A 17,519-nucleotide genomic window follows, 5' to 3' on the forward strand; every position below is an offset into this window, starting at 1 on the left:
TCCCGGGCGTCGGGGACGGGGATGCCGCCCGGCGCCGGCACGACCGGGGATGACGTCCGGGTGCGGATCGCGCGGGGACGACGCCGTGCCAGGCGCGAGTATGCGGCCGCCGTCGGAACAGCGCGTCACCTGGCGTGACGCGGGTGGGAACGATCCCTGAACAGGCAGGGGCGTCGCCCGCGCTCCCCGGAGCGCGGGCGACGCGGCTACTCGACGCGGCCGGCGAAGCGGTGGCGGAAGCCGCCGGGCGCCTCGACGATCACGTCGTAGTAGCCCCACCGGTCGAGCGGCCACCTCACGGTCGTGCTGCGGCCGGGCTTCACGGTCTCGTGCCGCACGCGCTCGATGAAGTCGTTCGACGTCATCGTGTAGTCCACCGAGGGCGAGCCCTCGTTCCCGAGCGTCACCCGCAGGTAGGGCTTGCCGTCCGCGACGCCCTCGGCCTGGACGGCGGGCACGGGCACGTCGCCCGTCGTCGCGGGGATCACGGTGCCGGCGAAGCGGCGGAGGAACCGGTCGGGCCCGTAGACGCTGAAGTCGTAGGCGCCCGCGTGCGCCGCGCTGTCCCAGGTGTACGTCGCCGAGCCGCTCGGCGGCAGCGTGAACGGCGTGCTGGTGAACGGCAGCGCGATGTTGGGGAACACCTGGTGCGACACGCCCTGGGTGCCCGGGTTGCGCATCGTCAGCGTGACCTTCCCGGTGCCGCGGTCCACCGTCACGTCGGCGTCCTGGCGGTAGGGGAGCGACCGGCGGCGCATGGTGCCCTGATCCTGGGACGGCATCACCTGCGCACCCGCGGCCGGCTCCTGCACGGGCGGCTTGGCGAGGTCCGCGTCCGCCGCCGCGAGGAGCATGCGGGTCTCGCTGAGCGGCAGGACCTGGTCGGCGGTGGGGATCGAGAAGTCGGGGCGCGCGAAGTCGAAGCAGGAGGTGAGGTCGCCGGAGACGGTGCGGCGCCAGTCGGAGATGTTGGGCTCGTGGACGCCGGTCCACGTCTCGAGGAACCGGATGATCGAGGTGTGGTCGAACACCTGCGAGTCGACCCAGCCGCCGCGGCTCCAGGGCGAGACGACGGTGAGGGGCACGCGCGTGCCGTAGCCGATCGGCAGGCCGCCGACGTACTCGTCCCGCGTGCCGGGCTCGGCGAGCGGCGGGAGCATGTGGTCGAAGTAGCCGTCGTTCTCGTCGTAGTTGAGGAGCAGGACGGTGCTGGCCCACGTGTCGGGGTTGCTCATCAGCGCGTGGATGACCGCGTTCGTGTAGTGCGCGCCGTAGTCCGGGCTCGCCTCGGGGTGCTCGCTCCACCCGTAGGGCGACACGACGTACGAGACCTGGGGGAGCGTGTTCGCGGCCGCGTCGGCGCCGAACTGCTCCAGCAGGTAGGACACGTCGAGGCCCCTTCCCGAGTCCGGCTTCCAGCCGTCGTGCAGGCCGCCGTCGATGGCGAGCTGGCGCACCGCGGGATCCGATGACGCGAACGCGTCGTGGTACTGCTGGAACTGCCACAGCGGGTTGCAGCCGTAGTCGCCGACGTAGGGCGCCTTGTCCGGGTCGCCCACCTCGTCGTTCGCGTACGTCTTCCAGGTGATGCCCGCCTGGGTCAGGCGCTCCTGGTAGGTGGTCCAGCGGAAGACCGGCTCGTAGGGCTCCGGATTGCTGATGATCGGCCCGCCCGCCTTCCCCTCCGGGTCGATCGTGCCGGTCCACTGGTAGAGCCGGTTCGGGGTCGTCGGGCCGATGAGCGAGCAGTGGTAGTGGTCGGCGATCGTGAACGCCGAGGCGAGGGCGTGGTGGAAGGGCACGTCGTCCTTCGTGAAGTAGCCCATCGTCTGCTGCGTCTTGGCGACGACCCAGTTGTCCCACGCCCCCTCGTTCCAGGCAGCGTGCCCGCCCTTCCACGAGTGGTTGAGGCTGCCTGCTCCTTGCGCGTTGTGGTTCGCGGAGTCGAGCGGGAACGGGAGCAGGTGGCCGCCATCCGTGCGGGTGGCGTCGGGCTGGGCGAACACCGAGCCGCCGCCGGGGTACTCGACCGCCTGCTTGTCGCTGAAGCCGCGGACGCCGGGGAAGGTGCCGTAGTAGTGGTCGAAGGAGCGGTTCTCCTGCATGAGGATCACGACGTGCTCGACGTCCTTGATCGAGCGGCTGAGGTTCCGGTGCGCGGCGGCCGTCGCGGCGGTGGCGCTCGCGGTGCCCGTCGCGGATCCGGCGGCGACGCCGGCCATGATCGCGGCGGCGCCGCTCATGAGGAGGGTGCGGCGGCTCACGCCGGGGCGGATGCCGCCGCGGTAGGGGTGGGTGGGATCCAGGGGAGGTGCGGCGTCGATGCCGGTGCTCCCGGCCTGGTCGTCGGGGCGCTGGTCGGGGTGGGAGGTGCTCACGGGGCGATGTCCTTCTTCCAAGCGCGGTCGCGCGACGGCGGGCGCGCGGACGGGATCACGGTGCGGGCGACGGATCGCGGGCACGTGACGGGGAGGGGTGCTGCGGAGAGAGGCGGTGCGGAGAGGCTGCGGCGGAGATGCGTCGCGGGGAGGGCGGCGACGGGACGTCGCTGTCGTCGGCGAGTATGCGCGCCGAGGGGGAACGGCGCGTCACCTCCGGTGATCGCCCGGGGAACACCCCCTGAACGGGGGGTGGGGTCGGCGCGGGGCCTCGCGCGTCAGGCGGGCCAGACCGGCCGGAACTGGATGCTGATGCGCGGCCCGACGGCCTTCTGGGTCTTGAGGATGGCGTGCTCGTGCGTGCGCTGCGCGCTGCCGCCCATGACGACCAGATCGCCGTGCCCGAGCGGGAACCGCCGCACCTCGCCGCCGCCCTTCGGCCGCAGCGACAGCGTGCGCGCCGCGCCCACCGAGACGATGGCGACCATGGTGTCGCGGTCGATGGCGCGCCCCACGCGGTCGCCGTGCCACGCGACGCTGTCGTCGCCCGTGCGGTAGAAGCACAGCCCCGCGGTCTCGAGGACCTGCCCGGGCGGGCGGCCGTAGTGCTCGTTCAGCGCGTCGCGCGCCTCGACGAGCACGGGCGCGGGCAGGGGTGCGCGCGGGCCGAACCACGACAGGAGGCGCGGCACCTCCACGGTGCGGCCGTGCATGAGCCGCGTGTCCGCCGTCCACTCCACGTCCTCCACGAGGCGCTCGAACAGCGCGTCGGAGTCGCTGACCCAGCCGGGCCGGATGTCGAGCCACGCACCCTGCCCGAGGTCGAGCCGCTCGACCTCCGCGCCGAGCGAGCCGAGGCCGGGATCCGCCTGGAGGTCGTCGAAGAGGGAGGCCTGAAATGCGATGCTCATGGCGCGAGCATAGCCCGGATGTTCGAACGCATGTTCGAACGACGGTCGGCTGGGGAGAGACCGATCACGCCGCCCGAGCGCGGGACGCGCGACGGCCGGCCCATGTCAGGAGGAGCGTCAGTCCGCAGATCAGCGCCGCGATGACGAGCACCCAGACCGCGACCGTCCCGTATCCGCCGCCGCCCGTCGCGGGATCCAGGAAGGGGTACGGGTAGTAGGTGGCCGCTCCCGTCACCTGGTTGCCCGTGAACGGCCCGCGCGCGAGCGTGACCGCGACCCACACCAGCGGGAAGACCACGACCCGGCCGACCGCGCCGTAGCCGAGCGCCCGGCGGTCGGGCGCGAGCAGCCAGTCGAGCAGCACGAGCAGCGGCACGGCCACGTGCAGCACCTCGTTCGACCACGGGAGGTTGCCGCCGGGGATCGTCGGCAGGCCGCGCAGCAGCAGGTTGTAGACGATGCCGGTCGTGACCATGTACGTGGTGGCCGCCAGTCGGAGCGTCGTCCAGCCGCGTCCGGGCGCGGGTGCCCGCCGCAGCAGCCTCACCGCGCCGACCGCCATCACGACGGCCGCCAGCAGGTTCGACTCGATCGTGAAGTACATGAGGAAGTCGACCGTCTTGCCCCAGATCCCCTCTACCCCGATGCTCCGCCAGTACGAGGAGCTGACGACGTACTGGCTCGCGACGGCGACCAGAACGGTCAGGGCGGTGAGGAGGCGGATGGCAGCCCAGGTGATGCGCACGCTCCACCGTCCCACATCGCCCAGGCGGTGGTGATCCGGGATCCGTGCGCGGCCGGTGCCGCGGCCTAGGCTGGGTGGATGCATGGTGAGTACAAGGTCCCCGGCGGCAAGCTCGTCGTGGTCGACCTGGACGTGACCGACGGGCGCATCTCCGGCTTCCGCCTGGCGGGCGACTTCTTCCTCGAGCCGGACGACGCGCTCGAGGCCATCGACGGCGCGGTGAACGGCCTCCCGGAGGACAGCGACGCCAACGAGATCGCCGCCGCCATCCGTCGCGCGCTCCCGCCGCAGGCCGTGCTCCTCGGCTTCTCGCCCGAGGCCGTCGCCGTCGCGATCCGACGCTCGCTCGCGCGCGCCACGAACTGGGGCGACTACGAGTGGGAGGTCATCCACGACCGCGCCTACCGGCCCGTCGAGCAGATGGCGCTCGACCAGGTGCTCGCCGAGGAGGTCGGCGCCGGTCGCCGGAACCCCACCCTGCGCATCTGGGAGTGGGAGCAGCCGGCCGTCGTGATCGGCAGCTTCCAGTCGCTCCGCAACGAGGTCGACGCCGAGCAGGCCGCGGCCCACGGCTTCGACGTCGTGCGTCGCGTCTCGGGCGGAGGCGCCATGTACATGGAGGCCGGCGCGGTCATCACGTACTCGATCTACGCGCCCGTCGACCTCGTGCAGGGCATGACCTTCGCGGACTCGTACGCCTACCTCGACGAGTGGGTCATCACCGCGCTCCGCTCGCTGGGCATCGACGCGTCGTACCAGCCGCTCAACGACATCACGAGCCCCACCGGCAAGATCGGCGGCGCCGCGCAGAAGCGCCTGGGCGCGGGCGCCGTGCTGCACCACGTCACCATGAGCTACGACATGGACGGCGAGAAGATGGTTCAGGTGCTCCGCATCGGCCGCGAGAAGATCAGCGACAAGGGCATCACCAGCGCCGCCAAGCGCGTGGATCCGCTCCGCAGCCAGACGGGCATGAGCCGCGCCGACATCATCGACCGGATGAAGGACACGTTCACGGGCCTCTACGGCGGGAAGCCGGGGCGGGTCACGCCCGAGGAGTGGGCGAAGACCCGCCAGCTCGTGGAGGACAAGTTCTCGACGCCGGAGTGGCTCACGCGCGTCCCCTGAACGGGGGACTGTCCGCCTGACGAAGCCCGGATGTCCGCTCCATGTCGGACCTGTCCGCCCGGCGACGGGCCCAGCTCCCACCCGGATCCGCGCGCCTAGAGTCACCTCGTCGTCCTTCCGGCCCCGCGGGGCCGAGCGGCGACAGCGGTCCGATCGAACCTCCCCGGAGGCTCCGCTCGCGACCGCGGGCGACGGGGAGACCCGTCGGGGGGAGCGGACTCGCGAGGCGCATTCGTGCGCCTCGCGAGCGCACCCGCTCAGCCCCGCTCGAGCAGCTCCCGGTAGTCGGGATGCTCGTCGATCCACTCCGCGACGAACGGGCAGGCGGCCACGACCGTCCGGGATCCGCCGCGCACGTCGTCGAGCGCCGCCCGCACCAGCTCCCCGCCGAGGCCGCCGCGCCGCTTCGCGGGGTCGACCTCCGTGTGGGTGAAGACGATGCGGTCGCCCTGGATCAGGTAGTCCGCGAAGCCCGCGCGCTCGCCGTCGAGCCACAGCGTGTAGCGCGAGCCGTCGGGGTCGTGGGTCACGTCGACGCTCATCACGCCAGCCTATGCGCGGATGCGCGCCCCTCCCAGGGAGGGGCGCGCATCGCGGTGGGACGGGATCAGTGGCAGTAGCTCTCCCGGTCTCCGGTGTAGAACCGGAACGTCCCGCCGTTCGGGCACGGCGGGTGGTGCTTGACCCACTCGACCACGGCCGCGGTCGCGGCGCCGCCGATCGCGCAGAGGAGCGGGCCGATCTCCGGGACCCGGCAGAAGTAGGACGTGGCGCCGCTGCCCGCGAACGCGACGAGGATCGGCCACGCGCTCGCGGGGATGTCGACCCAGAGGCCGCCGTGCCAGTTCCAGCCCCACGACCTCGCGCTCGCGCCGATCTGGTGCGGGTCCTTCGCCTCCGCGCCCGAGGGCGTGTACGTGGTCGAGGTGCCGGCGGCGGAGGCGGACGCCGTGTCGGCGTCCGTCGGCGCGGCGGCAGCGGCCTCCGCATGCACGGCGGTGGCGACGCTGACCGGGTGCTCGGCGGCCTCCGCGGGGATGGAGTGGCCGATCACCGTGGTGAGCGCCGCGGTGATGGCGATCGCGAGGACGGCGAACTGCTGGCGTGCGCTGCGGCGCGGCCGCTCGTCCGTCCTCCGTGGAGATGCTGCGGCGATGAAGCGGGGCATTGATGTCTCCTCGATGGTGGTGATGGTGGGGGTGCTGCTGGTGACGTCGGGCGTCACGGCGTCGAGGATGCAACATCGAGCGCGACCCCGGGAGATCTCGTCAGACGAACGTCTGATTAACGCCCGGTATCCTCCGCGTGGAGGACGCGGCACCGTCCCGAGCGGCGACCGACCGCGGCATCCGGGGCGCGCACGGGGACGGGAGGTATCCTGACGAGGCCCGGGACCCGGGCATCGCCTATCCCCGGAGCACCACGTGACCGCCGACATCCGCCGCCGCAGCATCCTCGCCGCCGCGCTCGCGGTCCCCGTGACCGCCGTCCTCGCCGCCTGCACGCGTCAGGAGCCGGCGCCGCGCGCGACCCTCGGCGCCGGGGCCGACGGGCAGCCAGCCGCCTCCGCATCCTCGCCCGCCGTCTCCTCCGTCGAGCCGGCGTCGCTCTCCGTGTCGGGCGGGCAGACCGTCACGCTCACGGGCGCCGGGCTCTCCGGCGCCACCGCCGTCATGTTCGCGGGCACCGCGGGCACGGACCTGCAGGTCGCGGGCGACGGATCCGTCACGGTCGTGGCGCCCCGCTCGACCGACTACGAGGACCGCTCCGCCGACATCCAGGTCATGGCCGGCGACGCCGCGCTGACCACGGCGACCGCCGCGTACGCCGCGCAGACGCCGGTCGACAAGCAGCTCCAGTATGCGCTCGCCCACTGGGACGCCTACAACCTCGAGGAGTACGGGAACTTCAACCCCTCCGGCGGCGACTGCGTCAACTTCGTGAGCCAGAGCCTCATCCAGCGCGGATGGCAGATGACGAACGAGTGGCACAACCACGGCGGCGGATCCGACTGGACCTACGCGTGGATCCACGTGCCCACCTTCGACAAGTGGCTCGCGGCCAACGCGTCCACGCTCGGCGTGAAGCGCCTCGAGCTCGCCGACCGCGACCAGCTGAAGGTCGGCGACATCGTCATCTTCGACTGGAACCGCAACTCCTCGCCCGACCACACGCAGATCGTCTCGGCCATCGAGCCGAAGGACGGCGGGAACGTCGTGAAGATGGTCGGCCACAACCTCGACAACGACTACCGCGACCTCGACGCGACCATCACCACGGAGCACCCGGGCGCAGAGGTGCACTTCTGGAGCGTCGCCTAGCCCGCGTCGCCGATCCCGCGCCCGGCGCGCAGCAGCCGGTCGACGAGCAGCACGAGCAGGACCCCCGCCGCGTAGGCCGCGAGGTCCACCGGGTCGAAGCCCGTGCCGATCAGCAGGCGGCACAGCGGCACATGCACGGCCCAGGTCGCGGGCCAGCCGGTGATCTGCAGCAGCTCGACCCCCGTGCACCACACGAGCACGGCGGCCCCGTGCACGACGGGGTCGACCCGCGGCATCACGGCGATGAGCGCGAGGTGGATCGCCGCGGCGTAGAAGACGTCCGGCCACAGCCCACGGCCGTCGCTGTGCGTGACGACCATGCCGGCGACGACCACGGCGAGGAGCGCCCCGAGCGACACGACGCGGCGGCGCGCGTGGCCGTCGGGGAGCCGGACGTCCCGGTCGACGACCGGCACGGCATCGCGAGGGCCGTCGGCGGGGTGCATCGACGGCTCGTCCCAGACGAACGCGTCCACATCCCCGGAATGGCGCATGCTCCCAGCGTAAGCACCTCGGATGCGAACGCGCCCAGGGCGGCGCCGGATCGGGGACCTCCGGTTACGCGTCGAGCGCCGCGTCGACGATCCGCCTGGCCTCCGCCTGCACCGCGTGCAGGTGGTCGATGCCCACGAACGACTCGGCGTAGATCTTGTACACGTCCTCGGTGCCGCTCGGGCGCGCGGCGAACCACGCGTTCTCGGTGACGACCTTGACGCCGCCGACCGCAGCGCCATTGCCGGGCGCGGTGCTGAGCTTCGCGGTGATCGGGTCGCCGGCGACCTCGGTGGCCGCGATGGCGTCTCCGTCGAGCTTGCCGAGCGTGGCCTTCTGCGCCTTGGTCGCGGCGGCGTCGACGCGCTCGTAGACCGGGTCGCCGAAGCGCTCGGTGAGCTCGCGGTAGAGGACGCTCGGGGTCTTCCCCGTGACCGCGAGGATCTCCGACGCGAGCAGCGCCAGCAGGATCCCGTCCTTGTCCGTGGTCCAGACCGTGCCGTCCATGCGGAGGAAGCTCGCGCCGGCGGACTCCTCGCCGCCGAAGCCCACGGATCCGTCGATGAGGCCGGGCACGAACCACTTGAAGCCCACCGGCACCTCCCAGAGGCGGCGGCCGAGCGACTCGGCGACCCGGTCGATCACGCTGGAAGAGACGAGCGTCTTGCCGATCGCGGCGTCCGCGCGCCAGTGCGGGCGGTGCGCGTAGAGGTAGTCGATGGCGACCGCGAGGTAGTGGTTCGGGTTCATGAGCCCGGCGTCGGGCGTGACGATGCCGTGGCGGTCGGCGTCGGCGTCGTTGCCCGTGAGGATGTCGAAGTCGTCCTTGCGCGCGAGCACGCTCGCCATCGCCGAGGAGGAGGACGGGTCCATGCGGATCTTGCCGTCCCAGTCGAGCGTCATGAACGACCACGCGGGATCCACCTCGGGGTTCACGACCTCGAGGTCGACGCCGTAGCGCTCGCCGATCGCGGCCCAGTACTCGACCGAGGCGCCGCCGAGCGGGTCGGCGCCGATGCGGACGCCCGCCTTCCGGATGGCCTCCATGTCGATGATCGAGCCGAGGTCGTCCACGTAGTGGCCGAGGAAGTCGTAGCCCTCGACCCGCGCGCGTGCCTCGTCGAGGGCCACGCGCTTCACGTCGACGAGGCCGCCCGCGATGATCGAGTTGGCGCGCGAGGCGATCCAGCCGGTCGCGTCGGAGTCGGCCGGGCCTCCGTGCGGCGGGTTGTACTTGAAGCCGCCGTCGGCGGGCGGGTTGTGGCTGGGGGTCACGACGATGCCGTCGGCCACGTCGTCGTCGCCGTGCTGCTCGTCGCGGTTCCAGCGGAGGATCGCGTGCGAGAGGGCGGGGGTCGGGCACCAGGAGTCGCGGGAGTCCGCGAGCACGCGCACGCCGTTGGCGACCAGCACCTCGAGCGCGGTGTCCTCGGCCGGCTTCGAGAGCCCGTGGGTGTCGCGGCCGATGAAGAGGGGGCCGGTGATGCCCTGCTCGGCCCGGTACTCCACGATCGCCTGCGTGATCGCGAGGATGTGGTCCTCGTTGAACGCCGTCTTGAGCGAGCTGCCGCGGTGCCCGCTCGTGCCGAACGCCACCTTCTGCTCCGGATCCTCCACGTCGGGGTGGAGCTCGTGGTACGCCCGGATCAGCTCGTCGATGTCGGTGAGGTCGGACGGGAGGGCGGCGGTGCCTGCGCGGTCATGCATGGATCCATCCTGGCACCGGCCCCCGCCGATTCCCATCTAGGGTGCAGGCATGGCCGAGACCCCGCGACCCGACGAGACCTACAGCTACCTCGGCCCGTCCGGCACCTTCACGGAGGCCGCGCTCAAGCAGGTGGAGGCCGCTCGCGGCCGCACCTGGCGCGCGGTCAACAACGCCTCGGAGGCGCTCGCCGACGTCGTGTCCGGCACGTCGGTCGCCGCCATGATCGCCATCGAGAACTCGATCGAGGGCGGGGTGACGGCCACGCAGGACGCTCTGGCGAACATCCCGGGCCTGCGGATCCTCAGCGAGCACCTCGTGCCGGTGGCCTTCGACCTCGTGGTGCGACCGGGCACGGCGCTCGCCGACGTGCGCACGGTCGCCGCGCACCCCGTCGCCTACGGCCAGTGCCGCCGCTTCCTGGAGCGCGAGCTGCCCACGCATGGCCACGTGCCCGCGTCCTCGAACGTCGCCGCTGCCCTGTCGCTGCTGGACGACGGGATCGTGGACGCCGCCATCGCGCCCCCGCAGATCACGGAGAGCCAGCCGCTCGAGGCCGTCGCCCGCGGCATCGGCGACAACCCGAACGCCGTCACGCGCTTCGTGCTCGTCGGCCGCGCGACCACGCTGCCCGCGCGCACGGGCGCCGACAAGACGAGCCTCATCGTCGAGCTGCCCGACGACCGCGCCGGATCCCTGCTCGACCTCCTGGAGCAGTTCGCGACCCGCGGGGTGAACCTCACGCTCATCCAGTCGCGGCCCATCGGCGACGCGCTCGGCCGCTACAGGTTCGTCATCGACGCGGAGGGGCACGTGCGCGACGAGCGCGTGGCCGACGCCCTGCTCGGGATCCGCCGCTTCAGCCCGCGCGTCACCTTCCTCGGCTCGTACCCCCGGGCCGACGGCACGCCCAGCACCTACCGCGCCCGGTACGAGGACGACGTCTTCCTCGAGGCGCGCGACTGGCTGCGCGGCATCGTCTCGGCCGAGCCCGGCGCGGGCGCCTGACGCACCGCCGCCTGACGGGTCGCCGACGGCCGGTTCCCGCCCGGACGCGCCCGACCCGCTTCGTTAGAGTGACGGGGTGATCGATCCGCAGACCCTCCGCGACCATCCCGACCTCGTCATCGCCTCGCAGGAGCTGCGCGGTGCGTCCGTGGAGGTGGTCGACCAGGCGGTCGCCGCGGACTCCGAGCGCCGGCAGGCCATCACCGAGTTCGAGGGGCTCCGCGCCGAGCAGAACGCGCACGGCAAGCTCGTCGCGAAGGCCGACAAGGCCGACAAGCCGCGCCTCATCGCCGAGGTGCAGGAGCTGAAGGCCCGCGTCACCGCCGCGCAGGAGCGCGCGCAGGAGGCCGAGGCCGCGCTCGACGAGGCCATGCGGCGGATCCCGAACATCGTCATCGACGGGGTCCCGGCCGGCGGCGAGGGCGACTGGGCGCTCGTGCGCGAGGTCGGCGAGAAGCCCTCGTTCGACTTCGACCCACGCGACCACCTGGAGATCGGCGAGATCCTCGACGCCATCGACATGGGCCGCGGCGCCAAGGTCTCCGGCGCCCGCTTCCACTACCTCAAGGGCATCGGCGCGCGGCTCGAGATCGCGCTGATGAACTTCGGCCTCGCCCGTGCGCTGGAGGCGGGCCTCGTCCCGCTCATCACGCCCACGCTCGTGAAGCCCGAGATCATGGCCGGCACCGGCTTCCTCGGCGCCCACGCCGACGAGGTCTACCACCTCGACGACGACGACCTCTACCTCACGGGCACGAGCGAGGTGGCGCTCGCCGGGTACCACGCCGACGAGATCCTCGACCTGGCCCAGGGCCCCATCCGCTACGCCGGCTGGTCGACCTGCTACCGCAAGGAGGCGGGCTCCTACGGCAAGGACACCCGCGGCATCATCCGCGTGCACCAGTTCCAGAAGCTCGAGATGTTCTCGTACGTCGACCCGGCTGACGCAGAGGCCGAGCACGAGCGCCTCCTCGCCATGCAGGAGCGCATGATGCAGGACCTCGGCCTCTCCTACCGCGTCATCGACACGGCGGCGGGCGACCTCGGATCCAGCGCCGCCCGCAAGTACGACGTCGAGGCGTGGATCCCCACCCAGGGCGCCTACCGCGAGCTCACCTCCACCTCGAACTGCACCACGTTCCAGGCCCGCCGCCTCGGCACGCGCTTCCGCGGCGAGGACGGCCGCACCTCGCCCGTCGCCACGCTCAACGGCACGCTGGCGACCACGCGCTGGATCGTCGCGATCCTCGAGACCCACCAGCAGGCGGACGGCTCGGTGCGCGTGCCCGAGGCGCTCCGGCCCTACCTCGGCGGCCTCGAGGTGCTCGAGCCCGCCACGGCGAAGGCCGCCCGATGACTCCGCGGGTGCCCGACGCCGACCGCCTCCTCATCGCCCTCGACATCGACGGCACCCTCCTCGGCGAGGACGGCTCGCTCGACGAGTCGGTCATCCGCGAGGTGCGGCGGATGGAGGAGATCGGCCACCTGGTCATGCCCTCCACCGGCCGCTCGGTCGCCGACACCCTGCCGATCATCGACCGCCTGGGGATCCACCCGCGCTACATGGTGTGCTCCAACGGCGCGATCGTGCTCGAGCGCGACGCGGACGCCCCCACCGGGTACAGCCGCCGCTTCGTCGAGACCTTCGACCCCGCCGACGTGCTGCAGCGGATCCGCCCGCATCTCGCGAGCGGCCGCTACGCCGTCGAGGACGAGGAGGGCGTGTACCTCTACTCCGGCGGCGACTTCCCGGACGGCGCGCTCGAGGCCAACGGGCGCCACGTCGAGTTCGAGGAGCTCCTGCACGTGCCCGCGACGCGCGTCGTCGTCATCTCGCCCGGCCACGACCTGGAGGACTTCCAGGACGTCGTCGAGCGCATGGGCCTGCACCGGGTGAGCTACTCCATCGGCTGGACGGCGTGGCTCGACATCGCGCCCGACGGCGTGAACAAGGCCACGGCCATGGAGCGCGTGCGCGAGCTGCACGACATCGCCCGCACGCACGTCATCGCCATGGGCGACGGACGGAACGACATCGAGATGCTCGAGTGGGCCGGCGAGCACGGCCGCGGCATCGCGATGGGCCAGGCGCCGGCCGAGGTCATCGCCGTCGCCAGCGAGGTCACGGGTCCCATCACCGAGAACGGCGCGGCCGCGGTCCTCGCCCGGCTCTGACCTCCGGCGGCGGCCGATTCCCCAGCTGGGGAGAGTTCAGCTCGCTCTGATCCGCTGCATGCGAGAGTGGCGCATCCCGCGCGGTCACCCGGCCGCACCACCGCGGGCCGACCGGCCACCGGTAGGATCCTTCACGATCGCCCCGCCCGCCCAGCGGGAGGGCGCGCATCGGGAGGGCTGTCCGAGCGGCCGATGGAGCCAGTCTTGAAAACTGGTGGGCAGAGATGTCTCGTGGGTTCGAATCCCACGCCCTCCGCCCGGAGAGGATCCGCATGAGCGACGCGCCCCTGCGACCCCGGCGAACCGCCACGGCCCCCGTCATCGCCCGGCACGGCCGGCTAGGTCGCCCGAGCGCGGCACGCACGGTCCTCAAGGGCGTCGCCATGGGCGTCGCGGTCCTGCTCGTCAGCGGGCTCTCCGTCGGCACGATCGCGCTGTGGGACCTGAACAGGTCCGTCCAGGCGAACACCGTCGACATCAGCGACGGCACCGAGCAGACCACGGTCGGCGTCGGCGCGCTCGACGGCGGGTTCAACGTGCTCCTCGCGGGATCCGACACGCGCCAGGGCCAGGGCGACGGCTACGGCAAGACCGACGGCGCGCTCAACGACGTGAACATGGTGCTGCACGTCTCCGCCGACCACTCGCAGGCCACGGTCGTCAGCCTGCCGCGCGACATGGTCGTGCCCATCCCCGCGTGCGCGCGCAGCGACGGATCCGGCACCGCGCCCGCCCAGTCGGCCGCACCGCTCAACACGGCGCTCTCCGACGGCGGGCTGCCGTGCGTCGCGAAGACCGTCGCGCAGTTCACCGGCCTCGACATCCCCTACGCGGCGCTCATCGAGTTCAACGGCGTCATCGAGATGTCCAACGCGGTCGGCGGCGTGCCCGTCTGCCTCGCGAGCCCGCTCAAGGACAAGCGCACCGACCTCGATCTCCCCGCGGGCGTGACGCCGTTGCAGGGCAAGCAGGCGCTGCAGTTCCTCCGCACCCGCCACGCGGTCGGCGACGGCAGCGACCTGGCCCGCATCAGCAACCAGCAGGTCTTCCTCTCGGCGCTCGTGCGCACCATGAAGCAGTCGAGCACGCTGTCGGATCCCACGCGCGTCTACGGCCTGGCCAAGGCTGCGGTGGACAACATGCAGCGCTCGACCTCGCTCGACTACCAGACCATGGCGTCCATGGCGCTGGCCCTCAAGGACATCCCGCTCGACCAGGTGCACTTCCTGCAGTACCCCGGCACCACGGCGGGCACCGGCGTCTACGCCGGCAAGGTCCAGCCGCTGAAGACGGACGGCGACCAGCTGATGCAGCTGCTCAAGACGGACGCCCCGTTCGAGGTGAAGGCCGGCAACACGGGACTCGGCGCGGTCACGGAGCAGCCCGCCGCGTCGACCCCTGCGCCGTCGGCGAGCGCTCCCGCTGCGGGAGACGGATCCCAGCCGGCCACGTCCGCGCCCACGGTGCTGCCCGAGGCCGTGACGGGCACGGACGCGGGGACGGTCACCTGCTCGAAGGGCTTCAAGGGGTGAGCCCGATCGTGCGGGCGGCCGGGTGAGCGCCGCGCGCCCGAGGAGGGCGACGGGTCCCCGCCGCACACCCTATGCAGCGAGGACCCGTCTATCTCGTTCAGCTTTCGACCCGAATCCTCCGCCGGACGAGAATCTCGTGTTCTCGCCCACGGGGGGCTCGCGACGTCGTCGCGTGCGTGAGGGTGAGCGGCGCCGGTTCGGGGGATCCGGGGCCGCGGCCACGTGGGCGAGCGGGACATCTCTGGGCTGACACATCGACACGCGGGGGGCAAGCCGGTCGGGTCCGGCACACGCGTCGACACAGACACTACGTGTCCGTCGAAAGGGGGACAACCGCGCCGCACCCCCCGTTCGGGCCCGCGTCCCGGTGGGCGGGGATGTGACCAGGGCGCCGCGTCCGGTACAGTGGACGGGTACGTCTGGAGACGTCGCATAGTTCGGCCTAGTGCACCACCCTGCTAAGGTGGAGTACCCGTATGGGTACCGTGGGTTCAAATCCCACCGTCTCCGCCATCTTCACGTCACGCTGCCGCTCCGTCCATGACCGCGATCGTGGGCCGGTACGCTCGTCGGATGGACCGCCAGATGCTCGACCAGCTGTCGACGGGCCGTTCTCGGCGCGATGTGCAGGCCATCCGCGACGCGCTGTCCGCGCTGTCGGCCGGTGATCCGGTCAGCGTCGTCATCCGTTCCCCGCGATACGGCCTCTATGCCGTCGACGGGTCGGTCCGCGTCGCGTCCAACGGCCAGATGGTCGTCGCGGACACCGCGCTCGGCGCCGCCGGCGAGATCCAGGCGCTCTCCGTCCGCCCGGGCGACGACGTCCTGCCGCAAGGCGGGCTGCCCGACTCCGTGGCCGACCTCCACCACGGCACCGTGGCGCGCGTCACGTTCGACGAGCCCGCCTACGGTGCGTTCCACGTGACGGGACCGCTCACCGCGGGCGACGACGCGTTCCTCCTCGTCGGCAGCTGGATCGTCGTGCACGGCGATGCGTTCGCCCCGCGCGTCGTCTCCGTCGAGGTCGCGAGCGACCTGGACGTGCATCCGGCCAACGTCCCGCCGAGGAGGCCGTCCGTGGACGACGCGGTGGCCGCCGCGCCCGGACTCGTCCCCTAGGGGCGCCGCTCCCCGCGCCTGACCCGCATCGATGCGTGCGCATCGGCCTAGCATCGCCCTCATGAGCGACACGTTTCCCGATGCGCCGCGGCCGCCGGCCCCCGAGCACGGCTCCGGCACCACCCTCGGCCTCATCGCGCGCGAGGCGAACGTGTCCATCGGCACCGTCAGCAAGGTCCTGAACGGGCGGAAGGGCATCTCCCCGGCGACCCGCGCCCGCGTCGAGGAGCTCATGGAGCTGCACGGCTACAGCAGGCGCGGTGCCGAGCGGCCGCATGGCGCGCTGATAGAGATCGTGCTGGAGGTCGTCGACACGGGCTTCTCCGTCGACCTGCTGCGCGGGGTCTCGGCCGTCGCGCGCGAGAACGGCCTGAGCGTCATCGTCACGGAGCACGGGCGCGACAACGCCCTCGACGGCGACTGGATGGCGGGCGTCATGCAGCGGAGGCCGATGGGCCTCGTCCTCGTGTTCTCGGACCTCGCGCCCGCGCAGAAGCGCCAGCTGCGGAGCCGGGGCATCCCGTTCGTGGTGGTGGATCCCGCGGGGTCGCCGGCCGCGGACGTGCCGTCCGTCGGATCCACCAACTGGGAGGGCGGCCACGCCGCGGGGGAGCACCTGCTGGGGCTCGGGCACCGGCGGATCGGCGCGATCAGCGGCCCGCCGCACCGGCTCTACTCCCGGGCGCGCATGTCGGGATTCCGCAGCGCGCTCGAGGCAGTCGGATCGGACGTGTCGCTCGTCGAGGTCGAGGGCGACTTCGGACGGACCGCCGGGCACCGCGCGGGCGGCGAGCTGCTCGACCGTGCCGAGCGACCGACGGCGATCTTCGCGGGCAACGACGAGCAGGCGGTCGGGCTCTACGAGGCGGCGCGCGAGCGGGGGATCCGCATCCCCGACGACCTCTCCGTGCTCGGCTACGACGACCTCCCGTTCGCGCGCATCGTCTCGCCCGCGCTGAGCACCGTCCGGCAGCCCGTGCGGGAGATGGCGGAGGCCGCGGCGCGCATGGTGCTGCGGATCCGCGAGGGCAGGAGCGAGGAGCCCACCCGGCTCGACCTCGCGACGGCGCTCGTGGTCCGCGCGAGCACTGCCGCGCCCGCCGCGGCCGACGCGGTGTCGTCACCCGAGTGAAACGTTTCGGATCGGCGGCGCCCTCCTTGCCCCGCCCGACCGCCGGTGCGTAGCGTTCGAGGCGCGCGGCGGTCGCCCGGCCGCGCCCGACGAAGGAGTCGCCAGTGATGCAGATCCCCCGCACGCATGCCCGCCCGCCCCGCGGTCGCCCGACCCGGACGGCGCTCGCGTGACCGCCACCCGGAAGGCGCTCGTCGTCCGCGGCGGCTGGGACGGCCACATGCCCGTGGAGACCACGGGCCTGTTCATCCCGTTCCTCGAGGAGAACGGCTTCGAGGTGCGGGTCGAGGAGGGCTCGGCCGTCTACGCCGACGCCGACGTCATGGCCGCGACCGACCTGATCGTGCAGGCCAACACGATGACCACGATCGAGCCCGAGGAGATGGCCGGCCTCCGCGCCGCGGTCATCGCGGGCACCGGCATGGCCGGCTGGCACGGCGGCATCGCCGACTCGTACCGGAACACGGCCGACTACCTCCACATGATCGGCGGTCAGTTCGCCCACCACGCGGGCAAGGACCCGGCCGAGCGCACGGGCGAGCAGTCCGACAACTACATCCCGTACACGGTCGAGATGACCGAGCTCGGGCGCACCCACGAGATCACGCAGGGCATCGCCGATTTCGACCTCGTGACCGAGCAGTACTGGGTGCTGAGCGACGAGTACAACGACGTGCTCGCCACCACCACCCAGACCGTCAGGCCATGGGATCCGTGGCACCGGCCGGTCACCGCGCCCGCCATCTGGACCCGCCAGTGGGGCGAGGGCCGCATCTTCGTCTCCGCCCCCGGCCACCGCATCGAGGTCGTCGAGGACCCGAACGTCCGCACCATCATCGAGAGGGGCCTCCTGTGGGCAGCACGTTGACGCAC

At 72.3% G+C, this 17,519-nt stretch carries 16 protein-coding genes and 2 tRNA genes; 11 read left to right on the forward strand and 7 right to left on the reverse strand.

Annotated features, from left to right (window positions below; genetic code table 11):
• Nucleotides 1-206: 206 nt before the first annotated feature.
• From NL142_RS02415 to NL142_RS02425, 3 genes are all read right to left on the reverse strand, one after another.
• Complete coding sequence (locus NL142_RS02415) at nt 207-2,378, reverse strand: phosphocholine-specific phospholipase C (RefSeq protein WP_435080826.1); 2,172 nt, start codon at nt 2,376-2,378, stop codon at nt 207-209.
• A gap of 278 nt (nt 2,379-2,656) precedes the next feature.
• Nucleotides 2,657-3,289 carry an alpha-ketoglutarate-dependent dioxygenase AlkB gene (locus tag NL142_RS02420; protein ID WP_435080827.1) on the reverse strand — a complete coding sequence of 211 codons (633 nt, stop codon included), beginning with the start codon at nt 3,287-3,289 and terminating at the stop codon, nt 2,657-2,659.
• A gap of 64 nt (nt 3,290-3,353) precedes the next feature.
• Nucleotides 3,354-4,034, reverse strand: a complete 681-nt coding sequence (locus NL142_RS02425; RefSeq protein ID WP_435080828.1) for a Pr6Pr family membrane protein — start codon at nt 4,032-4,034, stop codon at nt 3,354-3,356.
• Between the two features lie 78 nt (nt 4,035-4,112).
• Between NL142_RS02425 and NL142_RS02430 the strand changes: the two genes are divergently transcribed.
• Nucleotides 4,113-5,162 (forward strand): lipoate-protein ligase LplAB, encoded by a 1,050-nt coding sequence (locus NL142_RS02430; protein ID WP_435080829.1) that lies wholly within the window; start codon nt 4,113-4,115, stop codon nt 5,160-5,162.
• Between the two features lie 257 nt (nt 5,163-5,419).
• Here NL142_RS02430 and NL142_RS02435 read toward each other — a convergent pair whose 3' ends face one another.
• A complete protein-coding gene (locus NL142_RS02435) occupies nt 5,420-5,704 on the reverse strand; it encodes a GNAT family N-acetyltransferase (RefSeq protein ID WP_011931728.1) in 285 nt (94 codons plus the stop codon).
• Nucleotides 5,705-5,769: 65 nt separating this feature from the next.
• Nucleotides 5,770-6,387 carry a hypothetical protein gene (locus NL142_RS02440; protein WP_194683521.1) on the reverse strand — a complete coding sequence of 206 codons (618 nt, stop codon included), beginning with the start codon at nt 6,385-6,387 and terminating at the stop codon, nt 5,770-5,772.
• A 199-nt stretch (nt 6,388-6,586) separates the two neighbouring features.
• Between NL142_RS02440 and NL142_RS02445 the strand changes: the two genes are divergently transcribed.
• Complete coding sequence (locus tag NL142_RS02445; protein WP_435080830.1) at nt 6,587-7,483, forward strand: amidase domain-containing protein; 897 nt, start codon at nt 6,587-6,589, stop codon at nt 7,481-7,483.
• Here NL142_RS02445 and NL142_RS02450 read toward each other — a convergent pair.
• Both NL142_RS02450 and pgm read right to left on the reverse strand, forming a co-directional pair.
• Nucleotides 7,480-7,977, reverse strand: a complete 498-nt coding sequence (locus tag NL142_RS02450) for a ribosomal maturation YjgA family protein (RefSeq protein WP_435080831.1) — start codon at nt 7,975-7,977, stop codon at nt 7,480-7,482. The genes NL142_RS02445 and NL142_RS02450 overlap by 4 nt on opposite strands.
• Nucleotides 7,978-8,041: 64 nt before the next feature.
• Nucleotides 8,042-9,682, reverse strand: a complete 1,641-nt coding sequence (gene pgm, locus NL142_RS02455; RefSeq protein ID WP_435080832.1) for a phosphoglucomutase (alpha-D-glucose-1,6-bisphosphate-dependent) — start codon at nt 9,680-9,682, stop codon at nt 8,042-8,044.
• Nucleotides 9,683-9,731: 49 nt separating this feature from the next.
• Here pgm and pheA point away from each other — a divergent pair, with 49 nt between their 5' ends.
• From pheA to NL142_RS02500, 9 genes are all read left to right on the forward strand, one after another.
• Entirely contained in the window at nt 9,732-10,688 is a 957-nt protein-coding gene (gene pheA / locus NL142_RS02460) for a prephenate dehydratase (protein ID WP_435080833.1), read from the forward strand.
• A gap of 76 nt (nt 10,689-10,764) precedes the next feature.
• Complete coding sequence (serS, locus tag NL142_RS02465; protein ID WP_435080834.1) at nt 10,765-12,045, forward strand: serine--tRNA ligase; 1,281 nt, start codon at nt 10,765-10,767, stop codon at nt 12,043-12,045.
• Nucleotides 12,042-12,863: an HAD family hydrolase gene (locus NL142_RS02470; RefSeq protein ID WP_435080835.1), complete on the forward strand. Its 822-nt coding sequence runs from the start codon at nt 12,042-12,044 to the stop codon at nt 12,861-12,863. The genes serS and NL142_RS02470 overlap by 4 nt, the downstream gene beginning before the upstream one ends.
• A 171-nt stretch (nt 12,864-13,034) precedes the next feature.
• Nucleotides 13,035-13,119: transfer RNA gene (locus NL142_RS02475), tRNA-Ser, on the forward strand.
• Nucleotides 13,120-13,135: 16 nt separating this feature from the next.
• A complete protein-coding gene (locus tag NL142_RS02480) occupies nt 13,136-14,395 on the forward strand; it encodes an LCP family protein (RefSeq protein ID WP_435080836.1) in 1,260 nt (419 codons plus the stop codon).
• A 421-nt stretch (nt 14,396-14,816) separates the two neighbouring features.
• Nucleotides 14,817-14,908 (forward strand) — tRNA-Ser (locus tag NL142_RS02485).
• A gap of 60 nt (nt 14,909-14,968) precedes the next feature.
• Nucleotides 14,969-15,514, forward strand: a complete 546-nt coding sequence (locus NL142_RS02490; protein ID WP_435080837.1) for a hypothetical protein — start codon at nt 14,969-14,971, stop codon at nt 15,512-15,514.
• A 61-nt stretch (nt 15,515-15,575) separates the two neighbouring features.
• Nucleotides 15,576-16,646 carry a LacI family DNA-binding transcriptional regulator gene (locus tag NL142_RS02495; RefSeq protein WP_435080838.1) on the forward strand — a complete coding sequence of 357 codons (1,071 nt, stop codon included), beginning with the start codon at nt 15,576-15,578 and terminating at the stop codon, nt 16,644-16,646.
• Nucleotides 16,647-16,815: 169 nt separating this feature from the next.
• Complete coding sequence (locus NL142_RS02500) at nt 16,816-17,514, forward strand: ThuA domain-containing protein (protein WP_043585371.1); 699 nt, start codon at nt 16,816-16,818, stop codon at nt 17,512-17,514.
• Nucleotides 17,515-17,519: the final 5 nt, after the last annotated feature.

This window comes from Clavibacter quasicaliforniensis, from assembly GCF_051201715.1.
GTDB lineage: Bacteria > Actinomycetota > Actinomycetes > Actinomycetales > Microbacteriaceae > Clavibacter > Clavibacter seminis.

Bases quoted from the DNA above. Each gene is read 5' to 3' on its own strand.
- NL142_RS02420 (WP_435080827.1), bottom strand. From the start codon at position 3,289: ATGAGCATCGCATTTCAGGCCTCCCTCTTCGACGACCTCCAGGCGGAT.
- NL142_RS02430 (WP_435080829.1), top strand. From the start codon at position 4,113: ATGCATGGTGAGTACAAGGTCCCCGGCGGCAAGCTCGTCGTGGTCGAC.
- NL142_RS02435 (WP_011931728.1), bottom strand. From the start codon at position 5,704: ATGAGCGTCGACGTGACCCACGACCCCGACGGCTCGCGCTACACGCTG.
- NL142_RS02450 (WP_435080831.1), bottom strand. From the start codon at position 7,977: ATGCGCCATTCCGGGGATGTGGACGCGTTCGTCTGGGACGAGCCGTCG.
- pgm (WP_435080832.1), bottom strand. From the start codon at position 9,682: ATGCATGACCGCGCAGGCACCGCCGCCCTCCCGTCCGACCTCACCGAC.
- pheA (WP_435080833.1), top strand. From the start codon at position 9,732: ATGGCCGAGACCCCGCGACCCGACGAGACCTACAGCTACCTCGGCCCG.
- NL142_RS02470 (WP_435080835.1), top strand. From the start codon at position 12,042: ATGACTCCGCGGGTGCCCGACGCCGACCGCCTCCTCATCGCCCTCGAC.
- NL142_RS02480 (WP_435080836.1), top strand. From the start codon at position 13,136: ATGAGCGACGCGCCCCTGCGACCCCGGCGAACCGCCACGGCCCCCGTC.
- NL142_RS02490 (WP_435080837.1), top strand. From the start codon at position 14,969: ATGGACCGCCAGATGCTCGACCAGCTGTCGACGGGCCGTTCTCGGCGC.
- NL142_RS02495 (WP_435080838.1), top strand. From the start codon at position 15,576: ATGAGCGACACGTTTCCCGATGCGCCGCGGCCGCCGGCCCCCGAGCAC.